Genomic DNA, 22,978 nt, shown 5'->3' with positions numbered 1-22,978 from the left:
AATTCTTATCTCGAAGGTATTATTGTTCGGTTGGGTTTTTATTTTCCATCAAATGCCCCTAAATTCTATGTTCTAAATTTTAAGGTTATGGCAAAAATTAAACAAAATAATTTTTTGAACACGGTTAATGAGGTATTTACAGATGCCAAAAATGAAGGAGTTCTCCATTTATATGCGGAAGGAGGAAATTTTTCAGGGAGAACCATTCGGATAAAAAAGCGAGAACTATTTCATTTCGGAACTACCGGATATTTAGGTCTGGAACAAGATGTGCGCTTAAAGGAAGCTGCTATTGACGCAATAAGAAAATACGGCACTCAATTTCCGTTGTCAAAGTCATATATCTCTAATCCTTTATATAGAGAACTGGAGGAGATGGTTGAAGAAATGTATGGACATCCAATTATTATTACTAAAAATAGCACTTTGGGACATATTGGCGTAATACCCAGTGCTGTAAAGGATCAGGATGCCATCATCTTGGATCACCAAGTACATTGGAGTGTGCAGAGTGCTGCAAAAATATTAAAAAACCGAAGTGTCCCCATTGATATGATTCGCCACAATGATCTTAATATGTTGGAAGACAGGATTAAACGTTATGCAGACCAGCGAAAAAAGATTTGGTATATGGCCGATGGTATCTATTCCATGTATGGCGATTTTGCTCCCATTGCCGATCTTAAGACACTGAGCCAAAAATATCCCCAGCTGAACTTCTATTTTGACGATGTGCACGGGATGAGCTGGATAGGCAAAAATGGTACGGGATATGTTTTGAGCGAACTGGGGGAACTCTCGGAAAACATACTACTGTTCGGGACCCTTAGCAAAACCTTTGGAGCAAGCGGGGCGGTATTGGCATGTTCAAATGAGAAGATGTACCATGAGATAAAAACCTTTGGTGGCCCTTTGACCTTTTCAGCTCAATTGGAACCAGCATCAATAGGAGCTGCGATCGCCTCTGCCAAAATTCATTTGTCCCCGGAAATATATATTCTGCAACAGGAGTTAAGGGGAGGGGTGGCCTACTTCAATGAACTGCTACAGCAAACTGAGCTGCCCCTGATCGATGAAAATATTTCTCCTGTTTTTTATATTGGAACCGGGATGCCCAAGACCGGATATAATTTTGTCAACCGTTTAATGGAGGAAGGCTTTTATGTAAACCTTGGAATATTTCCGGCTGTTCCCGTTAAGAATACGGGAGTTCGGATTACCATTTCTAGGCACAACCAAAAAGAAGAGATCAAAGCCTTGGTAGAAGCCATGGAATATCATTTTCCAAAGGCGTTGGAGGATACCCATACGAACAGCGAACGCGTTTTACAGGCCTTTAAGCTAGAGCCAAAACTAAAAGAAAGGTCTCTTAAACCTCAGATTGGCCAAGATTTAAAAGTGCAATTGGAAGATTCGATCTTGCAGATTGACAAACAACTTTGGAACCAATTGCTTGGAGAGAAAGGAATATATGATTGGGAAGGATTAAGGTTTTTGGAAAAATCATTTAGCAATAATGAGTTAAAGGAACATAATTGGGACTTTAGGTATCTAATTATATACGATAAGGAGCAGCAACCGATCTTAGCTACTTATATGACAGTAGGACTATGGAAGGACGATATGTTGGCTACCCTTGGCACATCACAGACCATTGAGGAGGAACGTAAAAGCAATCCATATTATTTGACCTCTAAAGTATTAAGTTTGGGTTCACTTTTTACGGAAGGAGACCAACTTTTTTTGGATAATACGCATCCACTAAAAAATGAAGCTTTAAATATGATGGTGCAGGTTCTGGAAAATATGGAAAATCGTTTTAAGTCCAAAATGATTGTTCTGCGTGATTTTCGCCATAATGAAGAAAACCACACTTATTTTCAAGGGCAAGGTTTTGTAAGGGTGAGTATGCCCGACTCTTGTGAAATTGATCTGGTTGCCCACGAAAACTTTAATTCATTTTTGGCAAAGCTTTCAGCCAGAAATAGAAAGCATTTAAGAAAGGAAATTCTCAACATAGAACCATTGCTCAATATCAATATACTGCATAACTGTTCAAAAGATCAATTGGCACAAATTGAATCCCTGTATTCAAATGTGCACCAAAATAATTTGGGGCTGAACACCTTCTCCTTTCCTTCAAAATTATTCGAAAATATGTCCAAGGACTCCAATTGGGAGTTTATTGTTCTAAGCACCAAAGAGAGTCCCAACAAAATTATCGGTGTAATGCTATGTTATAAAAATAACCATAGAACCTATATCCCGGCATTTGTAGGCATGGACTATAATTCCCTTAAAGAATTCCATGTGTATCGCCAGCTTCTTTATCAGACCATTAAACGTGCCTTTGAACTGAATTATGACCATATCTCACTCGGTCTGACTGCCCCTTTTGAAAAACGAAAACTGGGAGCTTCGGTACATAACACTTACGCCTATTTACAATGTGCCGATAACTATACACTGGAGCTGATGGGGATACTGGAATCCAGTTGATTTCCCAAAATACCTGTACGATATGTATGAAATACCAAAAATTGATATCGGAATTCGAAACCAAGCTGGAAGCTTTGGAAACTTGTACGGAAGATATTTTATACAAGGCAGAGACGGGTATAACCTATACTGAAAGATGGATAAAGACACTTCGGAAGAAAGTTCTCAAAACTGGTTTCAGTTCCACTGTCGAAGAGATATTTTTCTTCAAACATATAAAACCCCAAATTTTCAGCAAACTAATCTACTTTGCAAAACTATTTCAAATTGAAAGCAAACGGCCGAGAAGCAGCTCTAAATTCCAGATCAAATACCTTAACAGTCAAATTAACAAATTACAGGTCTTCTTCAATGATAATCTGGAATTCTACCATTATTATCGCCGGGGAGCAACCTCACTCGACGAAGAATATTTTGTCAGGGGAAAGTCAGATCTTCGAACAGCGACGGATTTTTTTAATTTCTATGTTGATGAAAAGTTTTCTACTTGTCAGGATGGTACAGTAGCTGCGATCATGGCCTACGATATGCTGATTGTTTATCTACAGCAGGAAATAGAAAAACTTGAGAATAACAACGATAACCAAAATACAAATTTAATGAAGCAATCATCTAGACTTTTTTGGACAGGCAATAAAACAGAATTGATCGAACTGATCTATGCCTTACAGAGCAGTGGGTCCATTAATAGCGGAACGGCTGATATAAAGGAATTGGCCACTCTCTTTGAACAGGTTTTTAATATAGAACTGGGGAATTATTACCACACCTTTATAGAGATACGAGCCAGAAAAGGCAGCAAGACAAAATTTATGGAAAAATTGGAGGAAGCCCTATTAAAACGGTTCGAGGAATCGGATGCATAACCCCACCCTCGTCCCAAGTTGGGAAATCAATTTTTGAGATATTTTTCATAAAATTTATATCAAATTGGTAGCCATATCTGAATTAGTCACATCCATTACACCCCAATATCCCACAAATCTTATTTTGAAAAATCTTTCCCACCTCTGGATTGACTATTGAAAAATAATCACCAAAGTACCTCAAATTTGTAGAACGAAAGTCAAATCAGGTTAAGGGCTATCAATTAAAAATTTTAAAAACTCTGATATCCCTTTTCATTTAAAACCGTTCTATTATGCCGACAAGTATTATTACCACAGACGACCTTCGGGAATTCAAAATGGAATTGCTAGATGACATTAAAAATTTACTATCCAAACAAGCCTCTGGAAAGCTCAAAAAATACCTTAAATCTTCCGAGGTTATGGATTTACTTCAAGTGAGTCCAGGCACACTTCAGAACCTTCGTATCAATGGTACTTTGCCCTATAACAAAGTTGGTGGCATCATCTACTACGATACAGAGGAAATTCAAAAAGTGATGGATGCCAATCGTGTGCAGCACGGTCTAAATTCTTAAAAGATGAACTATATAAAGCTACTTAATGCGGCTTTTGAAAAATTCTACTTTGATGATCGCCTTAATCCTACACATATCAGTTTGTATATGGCGCTATTTCAAGAATGGAACAGTAGCCGCTTTGCAGACGAATTTTATGTAAACCGTAGAGATTTAATGCGAGCTGCCAAAATAGGCTCAAAATCCACTTATCATCGATGCGTTACAGATTTAGACTCGTGGCTTTACCTATGCTATTTCCCATCCAACAATCCATACAAAGGCAGTAAAATCAAGATGTCCATTATCGGGACAAGTGATGAACCTGTTACGGGTCAGTACAATCCCATATTAGAACAACTTGCGGAACAGTACTGTCCCAATGATGAACCAGTAGTGTACCAGCACCATCCCTCTAATGGACAAGCTGTGGACTCGCACCGTCCCACCAGTGGACAAGCATTGCTATCTACTATAAACAATACCAAACAATTAAACAATATAAAACAACCAAAGGGCTGGCAGGCCGTTTTTATTTTTTTTGAAGAAAAAGGCTATGATGCTGATGAAGCAAAAAAATTCTTTGTGCATTACCAAGAACGAAAATGGCAAACAAGCGATGGAAATGAAATTAGAGATTGGCGTGCCTTGGCGACGAATTGGATGGACAGAACAGAGTTATATGCCGAAGAAAACAAACAAAACAAAAAACAAGCGTCCCAAATCAAGGACAACTTGCGAACCACTAAAAACAAAGATTATGGACAACCCCTCTAAAATTAACGAAGGTGGCGTGGAATACTCGCTCGGAAAGTTTGATGGCAAAAGCGTTCTCTACGATTTTGATAAAATCCTGATTTATTTGGATGCAAAAGGAAAGTTACTCTTTGGAAAAAAATTTAAAATCTATGATGAAGACACGGTTATCATCCGCAAACTATGCCATTATTTCATCAAGGATGAAGAAAATTGCCTGAAAGATGGTATCGACCCTGACAAGGGCATTCTTCTTTCTGGACCTGTTGGCTGTGGAAAGACTACTTTGATGAAACTATTGCGACATATCGTGCCAATGCAAAGACCATACGAAATGATTCCCTGCCGGAATGTAGCGTTTAGTTTTAACCATCTTGGATTCAAGACTATCGAGGAATTTGGCAATACCAAATTCTATTGCTTTGACGATTTAGGCGTCGAGCCTGCCGGAAGATTTTATGGAAAAGATTTAAACGTTATGGGTGAAGTCTTGCTTTCTCGATACGAACTTTATCTCGATACCAAAAACAAAATAAAAACCCACGCTACCACCAACCTTAATGCTGAAGAATTGGAGGAACGCTATGGTAATCGTGTACGTAGCAGAATGCGGGAATTGTTTAATTTGATTGCTTTTGATAAGACGGCTAGGGATAAGAGGAAATAGGATAAAAACTGCAAGTTTCTCATAAGAAAAAACACTTTTTAAGGTTTATACTTTTTCATCGATAACTATTTTCAAATTCATTACATTTGTTAAAAAATAAATTGGCAGCAGCAGAAAAAATAAAAGCACTTTTACAAAGTTATGGAGATGGGGACGACAACCGTTTTTACTCCACTGCTATGCAGATTGCTGCTGCTGAAGCTAAAAAAGGACACACCAAACTTGCCGAAGAACTGAAAGGACTTATTGAAAAAATCAAGTCTAAACGAAATATCGATTCAGTTTCCAAGACAAGAATTCTTCCAATTAATGAAGCCCAAAGGGAATTAAAAGATTTACTTGAAGTATATCGCCCACACATCAAAACCAAAGATATGGTTTTGACCGAGCAAGTTTCCGAAGCGATAAAGCGAATTCTTTCGGAACAGCAGAAATTTGACCAACTTTTACAGCACAATTTAGAGCCGAGAAGAAAGTTACTGCTTGTAGGTCCACCGGGTTGTGGAAAAACAATGACTGCCAAAGCAATTGCTGGAGATTTAGAAATTCCTCTTTTTATAATTCGTTTGGATGGTTTAATCTCCAGATATATGGGAGAATCAATCTCGAAATTAAAATTAATATTTGACTCTATGTATCAACATAGAGCTGTTTATCTATTCGATGAATTTGATTCAATTGGCTCTAACAGAAGCTACGGAAATGAAGTTGGGGAAATAAAAAGAGTTCTGAATAGTTTCTTGATGAACATTGAGAAAGACAAGTCAAACAGTTTATTAATTGCCGCTACCAATATACCTGAATCTCTTGACAAAGCTTTATTCAGAAGATTCGACGATATAATCCAATATCCCCTTCCAAATGATAAAGAAATAGCACTACTAATTGCAGTACAACTCAAAAGCTACTCTATTGAAAAAGGTAAATCTATAAACGTAATCGCTAAAGAGGCAGTAGGTTTAAGTTTTGCCGATATTTCAAATGCCTGTAAAGATGCTATCAAAGAAATGATTGTGCATAATTCAAAAAATGTTTCTTCTACAACCCTTCTTAAATTCATCAAGAATAAAAAAAACCCGTACTAAAAGATAAATGCCAAGAAATTTAGAACACATAATTCTTTCTGGGTATGTATCTACCGAGCAATATACAAGTCCTAATACAGGTCGCGACCGTGTAATCCCCATTGATAGAAATAGAAACTCACACGGTAATGCCTTGATGACGCAATTGGGTATGGCTATTACGTCATTTAGACAACATTCCGACAATGATTTTGTCTATTTAGAATTTATTTCTGAAAAGGATTGCTTACTCGCCTTTGATAGTTTTGAAGATGGCAGAAAAGGAGACCATAGGTTTATATCCTCAAAGTTGGAAAAAGTTATAATTGATGGAGAAGAACATAAAGTTTATAGAGCTTGTGTTTATCTGAACACCGCCGGAATTTCAAAATTCCTCAATAAAATTGACGCTTATTTGAATCCGGATAAGGATAGTGAATTAGGAAATCCCAGAAATACAAAACTATTAAATAACATTACCGCAATACAACAAGCTACTTTAACGAGTTTTTGGCAAGAGGATGAAATTGAATTTCCAGACCAAGATGAAGCGGTCTGGTGGGAAATTTGGTTGAGAAGAGAGGATACTTAAAATGATGCTCGCGAAGATGAAGGTATTGTAAATAATTTTCTTGACCAACTAATAGAAGTTGCTGAACGAAGATTGTTGTTTCCTGAACATATTGTTCGTATGGTGCGCACTACAGCGAGAATACTTTCAACGACAATTCTATATTCAGATAAACTTGCAGAGTTAAGAAAACCCAAGGAAGCAGCAGATTTTTTCACAGGCCTTGAAAGTGAAGATGCCAATGATTGGGTTCAGGACCTTAAAAACCGTACAATAAACAGAACCACAGATGATTCAGTAATCGTTTGCATTTTAGATACCGGTGTCAATAGAGGGCATCCGCTTTTAGAAGATTTCCTTTCTGAAGATAATATGGATTCTATTAAATCTGAATGGGGTACAGCCGACACGCATAGCCACGGTCACGGCACTCCAATGGCTGGGTCAATTCTATATGGCGACCTTACCGATATCATTCAAAACACTTCGAATATAGAAATCTTCCATCGTCTTGAATCTGTTAAACTTATTCATCCCAATAACCCACATCAACCTGAACTATACGGTGCTGTTACCGAAGAAGCAGTTGCGAGAGCAATTATAATGAATCCATTAAATAAGAGGATTATTACAATGGCCATTACAGCTACCGATGGTCGAGATAGAGGTAAACCATCCTCTTGGTCAAGTGCGGTAGATAAAATAGCTTTTGGCGAGGAAGGTACATCGAATGATAAATCCACGTTTTGTGTTTCAGGTGGAAATACCGTAATTAATTATGCTGCTGAATATCCAAGTAAGAATTTTGAAGAATCCATACACGACCCTGGACAAGCATTCAATACACTTACAATTGGAGCATACACTCTAAAAACTGTAATTGACCAAAATATATTTAGAGGCGCAACCCCATTAGTTAATGCAGGTGGTATGTCTCCAAGCAATAGTACTTCACTCTCTTGGGATAATAGTTGGGCAATTAAGCCTGAATTGGTTATGGAAGGCGGTAATTATGGCATTCATAACAACGGACTTATTGACCCTGATTCGCTACGTTTGCTTTCAATCGGAAAAAACTTTCGGACAGAGCCATTATATAGCTTTGGAGATACAAGTGGTGCAACGGGTATGGCATCAAGATATGCTGCATTGTTAACTTCTCAATATCCCACTTTATGGCCTGAAACTATAAAAGGGCTTTTAGTCCACTCCGCAAACTGGACTCCTGAAATGCTTGGAAATCGCAACATTAATGAATTGCCCAAAACAGAACTAAAAGAGTTATTAAGAATATATGGGTATGGAGTTCCCGCTTTTCAAAAAGCAGTCAGAAGTGCCAATAATTCTTTGACACTTATTGCTCAAGAATCCTTAACACCTTACAGACTTGACGGGAGTACTGTCAAGACCAACGATATGCATTTACACGAATTACCTTGGCCTGCGGAAGTTTTAACCGGACTTTTTGACAACGAGGTTAGTCTTACGATTACGTTATGCTATTTTATTGAGCCTAATCCGGGAAACAAACAATATACACAATCCTACTACTATCAATCCCACGGCTTAAGATTCAAAATGATTGATGCAGGAGAATCTTTCGAGAACTTTCGTGAAAGAGTTAACAGGGAAGCAAGGGACGAAGACAGTAACGGTTCTTATCCCGGTGAATCTTGGATTATTGGTGCACAAATTCGAGATAAGGGCTCTATACACAAGGATATTTGGAAAGGTAGTGCCGCAGAACTTGCTACCCGAAATGTCATAGCAATAAACCCTGTAAACGGTTGGTGGAAAACAAGAAAAAAACTGGAACGCTATAATAACGCTGTTCGATACAGTTTAATAATATCTATTGATTCCCCTGATAATAACATTGATTTATACACACCAGTATTGAATCAAATTGACATTTCGATACAGCCTTAAATTATTTTCTTATCAAAATCTACACCTAACTTTAAAACTGACCTTCCTGCAATTACTCAACTTATAAATTGGAAACATTAGATATACGCAAAAAATCCCTTGAAATTCAGGATATAATTTCTAAATACACAAGAGAAAGCTTCGTGTGTTTTTTTGCAGATTTCATTAGGCATAATCCCGAAAGAGGTGAATTGGGTTTTTCAAAAAAACTGAAGTCCAAGCTAAAGGATTCCATTTATTTGATAATGTTAAGACTATCCTCTCCAATAGATGGAGAACAAGTTTTGGTTTATTCTGAAGAGGTTGATAAGAATCTTCAAAAGGTAGCTGACATCCTTTTACAGATGGTCGATTTTTATCTTGGAGATATTTATTCCAAAGATTTTGATGAAATTAAAAATGAAAGACATAAGACACTTGTACACGAAATGGCATTTAAGGACTACTTCCAAAATGGTGTTCTAAATTACAGGGAACAGGAATTAAATAAAGTCATTCGATTATTTCATCCGTATCAAGATAAAATAAAGGAAAGATTAGGAATTGAATTGAGATCCTTGATTGATATCTGTCAATATTCAGAAGATGATTATGTCAAAAAATCGATAAGGAGTAAATCCTTCATTTTCAAAAAGGAATTTTCAAAATTTGCTGAAAAATCTTTTATTGGCACAAAACTCAATAAGAAATTTTCAAATGAGTTCTTTAATTTACCAAAAAATATTCAGAATGATTTTTTAGATTTTAATGAGCGTCCACATAGCTGTCTCTTATTTACAAAAGAAGATTATTACGAAGTGTTTGAGAAAAATGATGTCGATATATTTTGTAACCTTTTTTCTATACCAATAGATGGCGACTATAATATCTTATTCTATTCACAATCCAATCCGTTAGATGCTAAACCAATCATAAAAATTAATGATTCCGAATATCTCAATGTCTTTCAAAAACAATTGCCTACTGCCCTGTATAATCTATTATACGCTACACTTACAGCATCAGCAAAAGAAACGGAACAATTAAACTTAAGACGTGGAAAAGTTATATTGGAAAGACATACCAGAGATATATTTGAAAGGTTCTTCAAAAAATCGAAGCACCTAAAAGTATTCAGCAATTACTATGTCAACGAAAATCCAGAAGAAAAAGATTTACTCATAATTGCCGACGGAAATGCTTTTGTAATTGAGTGTAAATCCTCTCGAAATAGAGAGCCTCGAAGGGATTCAAACCAAGCTTTTCAAAGAATAAAATCAGATTTTAACGATTGTATTCAAAAAGGATACGAACAGTGTTATCAAGTAGAGCTACTAATTCTCAATTGTCCGAATATTTCAATTAAGAGTAATAATTTGGTGCAAGAACTTGATACTTCTTATATCAATGATGTGTTCAGTATTGTAGTAACATCTGAAAGATTTGCAACTATTCAATCCGATTTAGGCCTCCTTTTAAATAAACCGAATGCAGAAGACCTTTATCCTTGGTCAATAAACATCGATGATTTAGAAATATTTCTGAAAACATTAAATTTAGAATTTAATAACCCAACCAGAAGATTTGCGGAATTTTTAGAGTATCGGGAGTTATTGAATGAAAGATTATTTTCACGGGATGAATTGGATGTTTGTGCAATGTATTTTAACAATCCATCAAATTTCAAAAAAATATGTGGAAGTAGCGGCTACATTGTTACCGACCCTTTATTACAAACCCATTTTGACGAGCTATACTTTTCTAAAAAAATCAAATTCAAAATTTTAAACTTCTAAATGCCAAAAGAGCCGTCTTCCAAGTGCCGACAACAATTTCTTTGATTAGTTTTATTATTTTAATTCCCAACTCTTCCATAACTGCTAAAATTTTTAATTAAACTTTCTAATATTGCTAAACCCAAAGATTGATAAAGTTCGGACTTCTGATAATAAACTGCCTCATCGACATTACTCAAAAAGCCCAATTCTAAAAGCAAACTAGGACAATAATCAATCGTTTCCCGTAGCACCTGAAAATTTGCAAACTTCACACCCCTACTTTCAAATCCCAATTCCTTATTAAATGCATCTTGCAATTGAAAAGCCAACCAAGTGGCATCCTTTGAATATTGTGAAGTGGCGTTTGCCACATACACTTCAATTCCTCTAGCGTTCGGGTTATTGGAATGGTTACAATGCAACGAAATAAACACATCTGTTTTCAGAGCTTTGTTCAACTTGGTTCTGTCAGATAATGAAATAAGCGTATCGCTATATCTCGTCAAGTAGATATCCATAGGATTTTCAGATTTTTCATTGAGCTTCAAAATTTCCAAAGCGACATTTAGTACTATGTCCTTTTCTTGGATACCATTTATTCCAATGGCACCGGAATCTTTTCCGCCGTGTCCAACATCAATAATTATTCTTTTTTGGTTGGCAGTTTCCTGTCCAAAAATGATGCACATTTTTAAGAGCAAAATCACAAAACTGACGTTTTTGAGCATTTTTTTCATTTTCATTTTTTAGGTTATCAACAACTTCCGTTCAAAAATTCATAGAATTTGATACCAAATAATAGCAAAGGAAATCAAACGAAATCAAATAATATTTTATTCACAAATATTTGATTATCAGTTATTTGTAAACAAATATATGTATTTTTCCAATAACAAAAACAACACAAATTTTTAAACTTTTCAGTTATGAAAAAATCAAATTATTTCGCAGTATTTCTTTCACTTATCTCAACATCCCTTTTTGCACAAATTGGGGGCATTGAAGATTCTGTAAATGATGTAGGTGATACCATAAGAACAATCTTTCCAATTTTACTCGGTGTTATTTTTTTAGTTGGTTTCCTTTTTAATGCAGGACACTTCTTTGGCGAGAACGCAGATTTAAAAAAAGGTATTACCAGAGTTCTGGTATTCGTCTTAATTGCGGGTGCTGTCGTTGGAATATTTACCTATCTAATTGGAATCGTAGTATAATGAAGCGGTTCGAGGTCTATAGAAATATTAGGAAAAAGGCAGTCATTTTTGGGCTGCCCATTTCCCTGTTTGCCTTAATGATGATGTCCATACTTGGATCCTTAATGATTATCATTTTTTCATTCCGTTTTGGGATAATTATAGGCGTCTTAATTTTTAATGCTGCGCTTTACATTGCATTAACCCGAATCACAAACAATCCACAACTATTCCAGATGGCTAACGCCTTCCCAAAAATTATTAGTAACAAGAGAAATTCCGGCTTCGATTATGAACAAGATTAACCTTTCGGCATATCAACCCATTGCAGATATTCAGGATAATATCGTATTTGCCAATAATGGTAATGTCGTTTTGTGCTATGAAGGTAACTTGCCAGAGATTTATTCGTTGTCCGAAAAGGATTTTGAAGATATGCACGGTGCTTGGTTTCAGGCTTTGAAATCTTTACCGATTGGTACTGTAGTTCACAAACAAGATATCTACCTGAAGAAATCCTATTCTTCTGAACAGCTTCCAAATAAAACTTTTTTAGAGAAAGCAACACACGAGCATTTTAAAGGTCGTGGACATATTGAACACAAATGCTATTTATTTTTCATCTTGACCAAAAACAAAGCGCTCAACAATCCAAAATATGTCAATCCGTTCCGAAAGGTTTCAAAGGGAATTGTACAGGAGCTGGACGACAACATTAAAAGCTTTGTCAACTCGGTGAGCGATTCTGTTTCCTTCATAAATAATAGCCGAAAAATGGCATTCCTTCCGCTTAAAGCGGAAGAGATTCAGAAACTGACAAGTGGCTATTTTAATGGCTTCAACGAAGGTTTTGACACAGATATATTATTAGATAAAAAAAGCGTCAATATAGGCGAAAACCATTTTGATGCCCTTGCCATCAATAGCGAACTGTGCTTTGGCGAAAGTGTACAGAGTAGCAAGACCAATGAGAAATTCACTTCAGACGATTTTGTGTTTCATCAAGGGTTTATTGATGGTTTAGGGCTTACGCTTAACGAAAATCATATCGTTAATCAAATTATCTATCTGGACGACAAACAAAAATGGCGTAAGTTGCTCGATAAGAAAATCGAGGAACTTAACAAAAGTTCCAATTTTGGCTCGCAGAATAAAGTCGTTCTCGGAAAGATTCAACACATCCTTGACCAAATAAATGCCGATGATAATGCACGGATTATTCGTGGTCATATCAATATTGTCTATTGGGCAAAAGAAGCTAAAGAGCTTGATAAGATAACCTCAAAAATCAAAACCGAGTTTAAAGAACTGGATATCATTCCTTACTATCCAAGAGGCGAGGAACGTAAAAATTATATCCTAAACAGTTATTGTTGCTTCTCCTCAAACTTCTCGAATAACGATTTGTATGTTACAGATTTGAAACACGCACTCTGCCTGTTCATCAACAATACCAACTATAAATCGGATGCTACCGGAATTATTTTTAACGACCGTGAACATAACATTCCTGTTCTCAAAGATGTTTGGGATGAACGTAAGAAGCGAATCAAGGCTCGGAACTTCGCCATTTTCGCACCAACGGGCGAAGGCAAATCTTTTTTGGCCAATAACATCCTTCGCCAATATTTTGAAAGTGGTGTTCGCCTTGTAATCATCGACTTGGGTGGTTCTTACACGAAATTCGCAAAGCTCTATCCTGAACAATATACCGTACTTCGTTATGAGAGTGGAAAAAATTTAGGCATCAATCCATTTTATATCAGTAACCAAAATGACCTGACACCGGAACGTCTTGAGGATTTATCGGTGTTCCTTTTTGAATTGTTTGCTTCAGATTTGAAAGTGACCAAAGCACAATCGGTTTCCATCAAAAAAATACTGCGCCATTATTACGATAGCACTGCTGAAAACCATTCTTTGGAAGGATTTTACAGTTTTATAGAAAGGAATCAGAAAGACCTTCTGAATACTTTAAAAATCCATCCCGACTACTTCAATGTTACAAGCTTTTTGCACGTAATGTCTGAATATGTCGGCGATGGTCTATATAGCTTCTTGTTTGAAGTGAGCGAAGACCAAACCTATAAAATCGAAGACAAACGATTGATTGTTTTTGAACTGGATGAAGTGAAGGATAATAAGGAAATCCTTTCCGTAATGTTGAAGCTGATTAAATCAGCTATTCAAAGAACCATTTGGAAAAACCGTGCTGAAAAAGGAATCATCCTTTTTGACGAGTTTGCCAAGCAACTAAAGTTCGAAAACGTGTTGGAAAGTGTGGAGTTCTACTACCAAGCCATTCGAAAACAAAATGGTGCGATTGGGATTATTCTGCAATCCATCAATCAGCTGCCCAACAATTCTACATCAGCAAGCATCTTGGAAAACACACAGGTCATTTATAGTCTGAATAACGAAAAAGGGTATGACGAACTGGTTAAAAGACTCAATCTCTCAACCCACGATTTGAACCAATTAAAATCTATTAAAAATAATCTTTCAGGGCCACGGAAATACACGGAAATGTTCATCAAAATCGGTAAGGAAAGTAACATTTTCAGGCTGGAAGTACCGAAAGAAGTGTACGCAGCTTATTTGACAGATGGGCAAGAAAACGAAGAAATAATGAAGCTCTATGAAGAGCATCACGATATGGAAAAAGCAATAATTCAATTCACATCTTAAATATAAAAAAAATGAAAACAAAAATTTTAGTACTCGCTATGGCACTACTCTTCAGCTTGAACATTAAAGCCCAAGGAATGCCTGTTTATGACAATACCAATTTTATTAGTTTAATAAAGCAACTATTAGAGTCTGGGAAGCAAACCGCAAACATTATCAAGACTGTCAAGTTCTTAAAAACAGCAAAAGAAAACATTGAAAAGGTCAACGATGTAGTTAGGCAATTGAATGCCGTTCGTGAGATTGGTCGGAACAACCAACGCCTCATCGATATGATGCAAGATGATTTAAGGGACATCCTTGACAGTCCTTACATCAAACCTGAAGAAGTGGCAAGGGTTTCGGAATCGTTTAGTGCAATCGTAGAAAATTCTTTGGACACAATGGATTTTATCGATGAAATCTTATCTAGCGATTATCTGAAAATGAGCGATGCTGAACGCGCTGAAATCCTTAAACAAAAAGAATTTGAATCAAAGGAAATGGTTTCTAACGTCAAAGCCAAAACGAAACGATACAAGGATATTATTTCCTTCAGAAAAATGCAGGATAAAATAAATAACCGCGAAACCGAATATTAAGGATGACCGCAACAATCATTTTAGGGATCGGACTGGAATACATAGATACGGTTTTCCAGACCATACAGAACAGCAGCTTCTCGCAATATACCATTGCAGGAATGAAAACGCTTGCCGTTCTGTTTTTTCTGGTCAATATCCTTAAAAAGTACAATGAAGGTGTTGCAGATAAAGACGGTTACACTTGGGGATTGAGTCCGGGAGAATTAGCGAAGAATTTTGCCATAGTCCTTTTAGTCATTTTCTCAACACAGGTGTTAGGCTTTTTCGATGGCATCTTGGTTTCCATAGAGGCACAATATAGAGGAACTGCACCAGCTTTGTTGCCATTGCAAATGCAGGACATTCCGATAGAGGAAGACGTAAATCTAATCGATGCTGCAAAAAATGCAATGACATTGCTTTATGAAGCTTTGGTAACTCCACTTTACGGGTTTAAAATATTTGCCTTCATCATTGGGATTATCCTATGGATTTTAGACCTGTTTATTTATCCGCTATTTTTAGCGGAACGATTTTTCCTTTTGGGTATTATGCAGGCATTTTTTCCGTTGGTCATTAGTTTAGCTGTATTTGAGAAATTCCGTTCCCTCGCCTATAATTTTTTCAAATTGTATGCAGCGGTCTATATGCTCGTTCCAGCCTTCTTTTTGGTCAACGTATTTGTTAATGCGCTATACACAGAAATCAACACAAATTTTTGGAATAATCTGTTTGGAACAGACGTAGGTCAAGGCTTTTTTGCTCCTGTAGTACAACTTGGTTCTGTGGGCTTCATTGTTTTCCTAAAATTCAAATTATATAGGCGCGCCACGTCGTTCACGTTAAGATTATTTTCCAACTAAAGCAAAATCAGAATGAAAACACCTTATAAGAATATTTATAACATCCTAAAATTAAACAGGTTTATCGTTTTGGCAGTCGTAGTATTTGCCTTTTTGGCAAGTACATTTTCCGTTTGGATAGCATTTAGAACTAACCAAAATGCCCTCAATAGTGCATTCGCCATTAACACCGATGGTAGCATCATTCCGCTTAAACTCGTTACCCAAAAAGAAAATTTTAGGGTTGAAGCTTTGGCACATTTAGAGTTGTTCCACAACTACTTCTATAACATCGATGCAAGTAACTATGAACGGAACTTGGAAAAAGCGCTTTGGTTGGGCAATAGTTCAGTTGACAACCTTTATCGCCAAAAGAAAGCCGATGGGGTTTACAACCGATTGTTGCAATACTCATTGGTTCAAAAAGTTTTGAGTATCGATTCGAGGATAATGGAAAGTAATGGTTCGTATAGTTTCACTACAACTACCATTTTTGAAATCAATAGAGGTTCCATAATTGACACCTACGAATTGGTTTCAACTGGAAAACTCATTATGGTCAATCGAAACTTCCCAAACAATCCGCACGGATTATTGATATACGATTACTTTGAAAACACTTTAAAAAAACTATCCGATGAAAATTGAAAAAAACAAAATTGTCTTTGCAGCGGTATTGGCTGTGATTTTCATATTTCTAATTTCCTATTCCGTTATGGTAATGGGCGATGATGAAAGTGAAAATGAAAATCTCGAACAGACCCAAATACCAGATTTGGAAGAAAATCAAAAAGAATACGATTCCAAACTAGATGCCATCAATGATTTGAAGGAAGTCCGTGAAAACAATGCTCCGAGTATCTATGATGAAAAACTGATTGATTCCCTTGGCTTTTATAGTGCAGATTTGCCTGAACGTGAAAAAGAACGTATCGTGGATAGCATCTATTCCGCAGGAAAAATAAAATATTCTGATTTGACCTATCAAAATCTTGGGAAAAGAAAAACAGCTCCGACAAAAATTGAAGAAGTAGATTCCGCAGACATAAAAAGAGAACAGAAAATTGAAGCCAAAGAATTGGGCCTAGAACATCAATTATTTTTTGCTGCTTCGCCCAAGCCAAACGATTTTTCAATCATCGGGAATACTGATGAGACAATATATGTGGTCGTTGATGGCGACCAAGTAGTCAAAACAAACTCCCGATTGAGAATGCGTCTTACCAAAGCCGCAATGATTAACAATAAACAAATGCCAAAAAACACACTCGTTTTTGGCTTTATAAGTTTTCAGCCCAATCGTGCTTTAATTGAGATTGAAAATATAAAGCATCATCCCACCAAACTCAAAGCCTTCGATTTACAGGATGGTAGCGAGGGTATCTATGTACAAAACAATTTTAGGTCAGAGATAACAACGGAAGTTCTGGACGATGTTATAGGCGATATCAATATTCCAAGTGTTCCAGAAGTTGGCGGAATCACAAAAATCCTAAAACGTAAAAACCGAAGCATTAAAGTGACCGTGTTGAACAATTACAAACTTATTTTAAAACCAAAACTATGAACCTAATAGGTTCTCAAAAATTCACTATTATGAAAAGATATATCATAACTTCATTATTTATAGCAGTCGTAACTTTTGCACCTCGACTTTGCTGGGCGCAGGTTACAGCACAAGAAACAATCGCAACAGATACCATCTATGCGAATGACACTAAAAATGTTGCGCTGTTTTTTCCAGAGCCCATTCGGCAAGGAATAACCGGTTCGGATAATTTTATATTTACTTACAACCGTGAAAAAGAACAGTATTTCGGACTGCTTCAGGCAAAGCCTGGAAAAGAAAGCAATCTTCTGATAGTCAATAGAGATGGTTCAATTTTTTCGTATATTGTAAGGTATAAGGCGCAGTTATCTAAATTCAATTATTTTATTCCGAAGTCCAGTAGTATCGGGAACGAAAGACCAATAATGAATGATTCTATTTCTGTTGCAACTGCTGAAAGTAAAATTGATAATAGAAATTATTATTACCAAAAATTCAGTTCATACCTTCTTGAAAGAAAGCAAGGTGTAGGTAGGATTAAAAAGAGAACCGAAGGTATAATTTTAAGGGTCGAAAACATTGTTTTTGATACGGAAGAGCTTTATTTCGTCATCGAGATTAAGAATAATTCTACTTTGGATTACGATTTGAATTTTTTAAAACTCTCGGTTGAAACAAGACAAAAGGGAAAAAGAAAATCGCTACAACGTCTGTATCAAGAACCGCTATTTAAATACAATCTGCCTTCCAAAATAAAAGAGAATGAAACAGCACGGTTTGTATATGTAATACCAAAGTTTTCATTATCCAATGACCGTAGAGCAGTTTTGGAACTGCACGAAAAAGATGGTGAACGCAATATTGAACTGAAAATATCACATAGTTATATCAATAATCCAAATTAGTAACATTATGAAAAAATTAGTTATTTGCTCACTCGTATTATTGTTCATCTCGTGTTCAGAAAACAAGAATCTCTCCCCTTCTGAAACTGCCAAAGTTGTTGCCGAAAGTTTTTATCACGGTGATGAAGCCACCTTAAAAAAACATACCACTGCGGAAGGATATGCAAACCTTTCCAGCATTCAATCAATGTTTACTGAAGATAGAGATTCAGAAGCCAATTTTAAAGTGGTCGATGAAGCTATGGATGGCGAGGTGGTTTGGGTAAAATATTCAACAGCTTACGACCCAAAGCCAGGTGTTTTTAAACTGGTTCAAGAAGATGGACAATGGAAGGTAACCTATAATGGGCCGAGGGAGAAAGAGCCGTTTTAAATTTTCACGGATCAACTTTTCAAATCATACAGAAGATCGCAAAAAAAACTTTGTAGTGCCTTAATAATTGTTTTAATTGAGAGAGAAATTAACAGGGAATTCTAAACAACACTTATAACAAAATTGGTTTCTCAAGCACTATGAAGTTGTGTAATATCGAACATAAAGTGCTTTAAAGTAAAGTTATTAATGTGTTCTGTTTCGTAATAAGCATAGTGCAGATTATGCGGCTTGGAGTGTAGACATTCGGAAGCCCTCTTATCTTTTATCAAAAGTTTGTTCACTCCTTCAACTGTTTTAACCAAATCCCCTTCAACTACATAGCCAATTAAGCAACCATTCTCATATTTATGTGATACAAAATTATTGATGCCTGTTTCTATATATCGTCGCTTTAGGCCAGAATCAGTTTCCTTAAGATTTTTTGCTTCCATATGATATTCATATTCAAGGTCGGAATTTATGGTTACCAATCGGAGGTCTATACGAGGTAACTTTGCGGCAAAACCCTTTTCCTTTTTAGTATTATTTTTAGGTAAATGTTGCTCAACATTCGTTACGATACTCCACTTTAATCGTAGCGGATTTTGGTTTATGTGCGTATGCAGTTCCGATGTGATATCATTCTCATCCCAATTGAGTTGGATGACCTTTGTTTCTAAAGCTTTTGCGTAAGATTCCGTTATCAGCTGAAAACATTTATCTTCGAAACCTCTCTTGAAGCTGGCAACTATTACTTTATTCAATCCCATTACTTATACTTCGTTTAAAATTTCCAGAATTAATTCCGAAGCATCTTCAATTGCCATTGATTGTGTCCAGAATCTTTTCTGATTGGGACGAATAATAAAAATGTCGTTACCAGTTTTGTAATTTAATTTTTTTCTGAAATATATATTTGTTGCCTTCTTTTGCCATAATTCCTTATCCAAATCTTTCAATATGTCATCAATCTGCACACTTGATTTTAAGACTGCTTTTTCAGTATCTTCAAATGTAACTTTAGTTATCATCAGAGGCGAAAAATGATTTACTTTTTCAAATATTGTACAATTGGCATACAGATTCTGATTTTGCAAAAAGTCATTCAAATGTTGTGATACTTTCACAGCATAATCTTGAATTTCCTTAAGGTTTGTTGGTCCAAGAACATATTGATACCTCTTAATTAATAATGGGATAGTAAATTCAACAAAATTATCTACTACAAGATTCTCGTCCTTTGAAAAGTTAAAACACTTAAATATGTATTCATCAATCTGCTTCTCTTGCTCTTTAAAATTGTTATTTAGAATTTCAGATTCACTACACATTCTGTCATACATTTCAGCTAAATGATATAAATTCTCTTTAGATAGAGAAAAAGGAAGTTTGTAAACTTCGTTTGGTTTAATTTCCTCTCTTTCAATCCCAATGGATGCCGAACAAAGAAAAAGATAATAATAGGCAAGTTTTGAGTTTATGAAACAAGTTAGCCCTTTGAGTAAATTAGCATCACTATGACTAACCCCTAAAACTTTACTGTTGAAAGAGCAATCTTCATTTTCGTAGGAAGCACAAATTTTCCAATTGGAAAGGCCTTCTTTAATTAAAATATGCGGCGCAAAATAAGTTTTTTTCGCTCCTACACGTCTAAAAACATCTATGGTGGGTATGTCGCTTACTGACACACCATAATGTTTAGCGTATATTTCTTTAGATTTTAGAGAAAGCCCAGAATTTAAGTCCGAAAACGAATATGACGCATATCTCCTAATATTCTTTGGTGCAATATATCTATTAGGAATTTCAGTATCTACTTTAGGATTCTTTGTGGAATCATTCAAATATTGCAATCCAGAACCTCTATCAAATTTTTCATCCGAAATAAACTGCTCCAGACTATCTAAAGAATTTAATTTATGAATCAATTTCATATCCCCATTTCCACCCCACATTGCAATTTTCCAAATTTTAGAAGTCGGATTTTTGCATTCTTCTCGGGGAAGATATTTTAAATCTGTCCCATCAATACTAACACCTTCAATAACATTGGATTTGATATAAGTTTTGGGAGCATAATAAACAATGGTATCAGATTTCTTGTTTGGTGCATTTTTTCTATAAAAGACAATACTGATAGGTCCCGTTGCCGAACCAAACAATTGCCCGCCAAAATCTTTCGGTGCATTCCGTAAAATTGAGAAATTATAAATCTTTTCTACATAGCACTCATTGAAAAGCCACTTTCTAAAATTTTGATACGTAATTTTAGTGTTTGTGAGTATTTTGGTATTAAAAATCAAGGCAATTTCTCCATTTTCAGAGAACCTTGTTGCTTTGTGCAAAAACGGTAGCACCATTTCTTTGGCAAAACCGTATTTATCGCTATAATCTCTTATAGTTTGAGATAGTTTCTTGGTGCCAAAGGGCGGATTTCCAACTACCAAATCAAATTTAATGGCTTCTACTTCTGGATTCGATTTTATAGTATCACTACGAAATAAATTATTACCTTGCTCTACCAATGAGCTGTCTGAAGGGTCGTTTATCAAATAAGGCAATCGGTAATCTTTATTCTGCCAAATCGTTTTAGGATTTAAGTTATCTACCAAAGCCAAATAAAGACTGAATGCTGCCACTTTAATGGATTGTGGATGTATCTCAATCCCAAAAATATTATCCGTCAGCAACTTCTTCAACTCATTAAAGTCAGTCAGTTTTTTAGAGGTTGCATTTTCGTGACGCTTTACCAAACGTTTAAAGCTTTCTACGAGAAAAATTCCGGAACCACAGGTCGGGTCCAAAATCTTAATGTTGAAGTTTTTTTCTGACCTTGCAATTGGTAACTTTTCATTTAATATAAGTTCAACAAGTGATGGTGGTGTGTAATATGTACCAGTATCTTGTTTTAGAGTGGGATTTATTTCGGAAAGAAAATTCTCGTAAATTTCACTCAATAATTCAATTTGGATAATACTAAAGTCGAAAAGTCGAAAATCTTCAAAAAGATTTTGCTGCTGTGAATCATCATTGCCATTAATAAAACACTTTTTGATAATTTGCAAGTGTTCTCTTGAAATGGTCTCATTGTTATCTACAGTAAAAACATTTCCATTAAAATATTCCTCCAACTTGCGGTAAAGGGAATACGTTTTATCTTCATCATCCAGAATGTCGAAATAAGATTGAGCTCCTTTTTTGATTCCAGAATAGAATTTTGCATCGGTTGCGCCCCTATCTTCCAGATATAGTAGAAAGAGAGAACGCATTATTATTTTATGGATAAGGTTAATCTCTAACCCATCGTCCTGTAATTGCTTTGCAGTATGGGTAAGGCTATCAACGAGATATTTATCCACTCTTCGCTTAAGACTAATCTTCTTTCGAATCTCAAAAGCTTCCTTCAAAGTCCAAATAACACCGGTATCGATAGCAATGGTGGAAAAAAGGTTTTGAAGTTCTTCTAATTTATTTTTATCCGAAAACTTGTATGACTCTATCTCAAGCGTTTTGAGTTCTTTTTTATAATCAAAATCGTCGGATTTTATCAATAGAGGTTTCTCGGCGCAATTGTAGATTCGTATTTCCGTTTCAGAATAAACGTAAAGAAAAATGACCTTTTTAAAATTCCATATTTTTTTTTGTGCAATGGCAATTTCTCGAAGATCCAAGTCATCAAATTTTTGGACTTCCTTTAAGAATACCGCTGGATAACTGTTGTGATTTTCGTCGGTGCTGAAATAAATTTCATCAATACCAAAATTCTTTACTTGATTTATGACACCTAATTGACTTTCAGAAACTTGATTAGGTTCTGAAATAACAGATACGGCCTTATCCAAGCCTAAATTTTCTATTATATCAAAATCAATCATTTTGCAAATTGTCTAAAATCCGTATTATTAATCACATTCTAAATATCTTTCAAAGGTACAAATGATTTTGTGAATTTGATAATCAGGATTTCATTAATATTTGGAATATTTCCAAGTTTATGGATAAATGGTTTTGTAGCCATTTCAACAATTCCTACCTATAAACTCTGATGTTTAAGTATTCATTTATCTAAAGATACTTCTTCCCTGATATGTTAATTTATCTCTGTATTTAACTTTTGCAAAATGACTTTTAAATAAGAGAAATTTGTGGTTAAAAAGTAAGACTTTAAAGGTATACCGACTTTATAAACTCTTTAGGACTTTTTATATGGAAACGGTCAATTCACGTTTAATATA

At 35.6% G+C, this 22,978-nt stretch carries 21 protein-coding genes; 18 read left to right on the top strand and 3 right to left on the bottom strand.

Annotated features, from left to right (window positions below; all coding sequences use genetic code 11):
- Positions 1–87 precede the first annotated feature (87 nt).
- The 9 genes from AEQU1_RS00405 to AEQU1_RS00365 all read left to right on the top strand — a co-directional run bounded on the left by AEQU1_RS00405 (position 88) and on the right by AEQU1_RS00365 (position 10,666).
- Positions 88–2,499: an aminotransferase class I/II-fold pyridoxal phosphate-dependent enzyme gene (locus AEQU1_RS00405; RefSeq protein ID WP_111877892.1), complete on the top strand. Its 2,412-nt coding sequence runs from the start codon at positions 88–90 to the stop codon at positions 2,497–2,499.
- 26 nt (positions 2,500–2,525) lie between these two features.
- Positions 2,526–3,365, top strand: coding sequence for an RteC domain-containing protein (locus tag AEQU1_RS00400; protein WP_111877891.1), 840 nt, complete (start codon positions 2,526–2,528; stop codon positions 3,363–3,365).
- A 275-nt stretch (positions 3,366–3,640) separates the two neighbouring features.
- On the top strand, positions 3,641–3,925 hold the full coding sequence (locus tag AEQU1_RS00395) for a helix-turn-helix domain-containing protein (protein ID WP_111877889.1): 285 nt from the start codon (positions 3,641–3,643) through the stop codon (positions 3,923–3,925).
- A gap of 3 nt (positions 3,926–3,928) precedes the next feature.
- The gene (locus AEQU1_RS00390) at positions 3,929–4,681 is read left to right on the top strand and encodes a hypothetical protein (protein ID WP_111877888.1); all 753 of its coding nucleotides are present in this window, start codon (positions 3,929–3,931) and stop codon (positions 4,679–4,681) included.
- Positions 4,665–5,327 (top strand): ATPase, encoded by a 663-nt coding sequence (locus AEQU1_RS00385; RefSeq protein ID WP_111877886.1) that lies wholly within the window; start codon positions 4,665–4,667, stop codon positions 5,325–5,327. Before AEQU1_RS00390 ends, AEQU1_RS00385 begins: the two co-directional genes overlap by 17 nt.
- A 101-nt stretch (positions 5,328–5,428) precedes the next feature.
- Positions 5,429–6,412 carry an ATP-binding protein gene (locus tag AEQU1_RS00380; protein WP_111879004.1) on the top strand — a complete coding sequence of 328 codons (984 nt, stop codon included), beginning with the start codon at positions 5,429–5,431 and terminating at the stop codon, positions 6,410–6,412.
- A 7-nt stretch (positions 6,413–6,419) separates the two neighbouring features.
- The gene (locus tag AEQU1_RS00375) at positions 6,420–6,983 is read left to right on the top strand and encodes a hypothetical protein (RefSeq protein WP_111877884.1); all 564 of its coding nucleotides are present in this window, start codon (positions 6,420–6,422) and stop codon (positions 6,981–6,983) included.
- A gap of 99 nt (positions 6,984–7,082) precedes the next feature.
- Complete coding sequence (locus tag AEQU1_RS00370; RefSeq protein ID WP_146743685.1) at positions 7,083–8,891, top strand: S8 family peptidase; 1,809 nt, start codon at positions 7,083–7,085, stop codon at positions 8,889–8,891.
- 68 nt (positions 8,892–8,959) lie between these two features.
- The gene (locus tag AEQU1_RS00365; RefSeq protein WP_111877881.1) at positions 8,960–10,666 is read left to right on the top strand and encodes a nuclease-related domain-containing protein; all 1,707 of its coding nucleotides are present in this window, start codon (positions 8,960–8,962) and stop codon (positions 10,664–10,666) included.
- Between the two features lie 59 nt (positions 10,667–10,725).
- Here the strand turns inward: AEQU1_RS00365 and AEQU1_RS00360 are convergent, their stop codons facing one another.
- On the bottom strand, positions 10,726–11,385 hold the full coding sequence (locus AEQU1_RS00360) for an N-acetylmuramoyl-L-alanine amidase (RefSeq protein ID WP_111879003.1): 660 nt from the start codon (positions 11,383–11,385) through the stop codon (positions 10,726–10,728).
- 189 nt (positions 11,386–11,574) lie between these two features.
- Here AEQU1_RS00360 and AEQU1_RS00355 point away from each other — a divergent pair, with 189 nt between their 5' ends.
- Genes AEQU1_RS00355 through AEQU1_RS00315 form a run of 9 tightly spaced genes read left to right on the top strand, consistent with a single transcriptional unit; the run spans position 11,575 to position 18,761 of the window.
- Positions 11,575–11,862 carry a hypothetical protein gene (locus tag AEQU1_RS00355; protein WP_070237397.1) on the top strand — a complete coding sequence of 96 codons (288 nt, stop codon included), beginning with the start codon at positions 11,575–11,577 and terminating at the stop codon, positions 11,860–11,862.
- Complete coding sequence (locus tag AEQU1_RS00350; RefSeq protein ID WP_111877879.1) at positions 11,862–12,146, top strand: hypothetical protein; 285 nt, start codon at positions 11,862–11,864, stop codon at positions 12,144–12,146. The genes AEQU1_RS00355 and AEQU1_RS00350 overlap by 1 nt, the downstream gene beginning before the upstream one ends.
- The gene (locus AEQU1_RS00345; protein ID WP_111877878.1) at positions 12,133–14,529 is read left to right on the top strand and encodes a TraG family conjugative transposon ATPase; all 2,397 of its coding nucleotides are present in this window, start codon (positions 12,133–12,135) and stop codon (positions 14,527–14,529) included. The genes AEQU1_RS00350 and AEQU1_RS00345 overlap by 14 nt, the downstream gene beginning before the upstream one ends.
- A gap of 11 nt (positions 14,530–14,540) precedes the next feature.
- A complete protein-coding gene (locus AEQU1_RS00340; protein ID WP_111877876.1) occupies positions 14,541–15,110 on the top strand; it encodes a conjugal transfer protein in 570 nt (189 codons plus the stop codon).
- Between the two features lie 2 nt (positions 15,111–15,112).
- Entirely contained in the window at positions 15,113–15,955 is an 843-nt protein-coding gene (locus AEQU1_RS00335) for a hypothetical protein (protein WP_111877874.1), read from the top strand.
- Positions 15,956–15,967: 12 nt separating this feature from the next.
- A complete protein-coding gene (locus tag AEQU1_RS00330) occupies positions 15,968–16,582 on the top strand; it encodes a conjugal transfer protein TraK (RefSeq protein ID WP_111877873.1) in 615 nt (204 codons plus the stop codon).
- A complete protein-coding gene (traM, locus tag AEQU1_RS00325; RefSeq protein WP_111877871.1) occupies positions 16,572–17,501 on the top strand; it encodes a conjugative transposon protein TraM in 930 nt (309 codons plus the stop codon). Before AEQU1_RS00330 ends, traM begins: the two co-directional genes overlap by 11 nt.
- Before the next feature lie 29 nt (positions 17,502–17,530).
- Positions 17,531–18,388: a DUF4138 domain-containing protein gene (locus tag AEQU1_RS00320; protein ID WP_111879001.1), complete on the top strand. Its 858-nt coding sequence runs from the start codon at positions 17,531–17,533 to the stop codon at positions 18,386–18,388.
- Between the two features lie 7 nt (positions 18,389–18,395).
- Positions 18,396–18,761, top strand: coding sequence for a hypothetical protein (locus AEQU1_RS00315; RefSeq protein ID WP_111877869.1), 366 nt, complete (start codon positions 18,396–18,398; stop codon positions 18,759–18,761).
- A gap of 131 nt (positions 18,762–18,892) precedes the next feature.
- Here AEQU1_RS00315 and AEQU1_RS00310 read toward each other — a convergent pair whose 3' ends face one another.
- On the bottom strand, positions 18,893–19,513 hold the full coding sequence (locus tag AEQU1_RS00310) for a hypothetical protein (RefSeq protein ID WP_111877868.1): 621 nt from the start codon (positions 19,511–19,513) through the stop codon (positions 18,893–18,895).
- Between the two features lie 3 nt (positions 19,514–19,516).
- The gene (locus tag AEQU1_RS00305) at positions 19,517–22,618 is read right to left on the bottom strand and encodes a class I SAM-dependent DNA methyltransferase (RefSeq protein ID WP_111877866.1); all 3,102 of its coding nucleotides are present in this window, start codon (positions 22,616–22,618) and stop codon (positions 19,517–19,519) included.
- Between the last annotated feature and the right edge of the window lie 360 nt (positions 22,619–22,978).

This window comes from Aequorivita sp. CIP111184 (genome assembly GCF_900489465.1).
Classification (GTDB): domain Bacteria; phylum Bacteroidota; class Bacteroidia; order Flavobacteriales; family Flavobacteriaceae; genus Aequorivita.
Note: the sequence above shows the minus strand (reverse complement) of the source record. Positions and strands in the feature narration are given on the sequence as shown.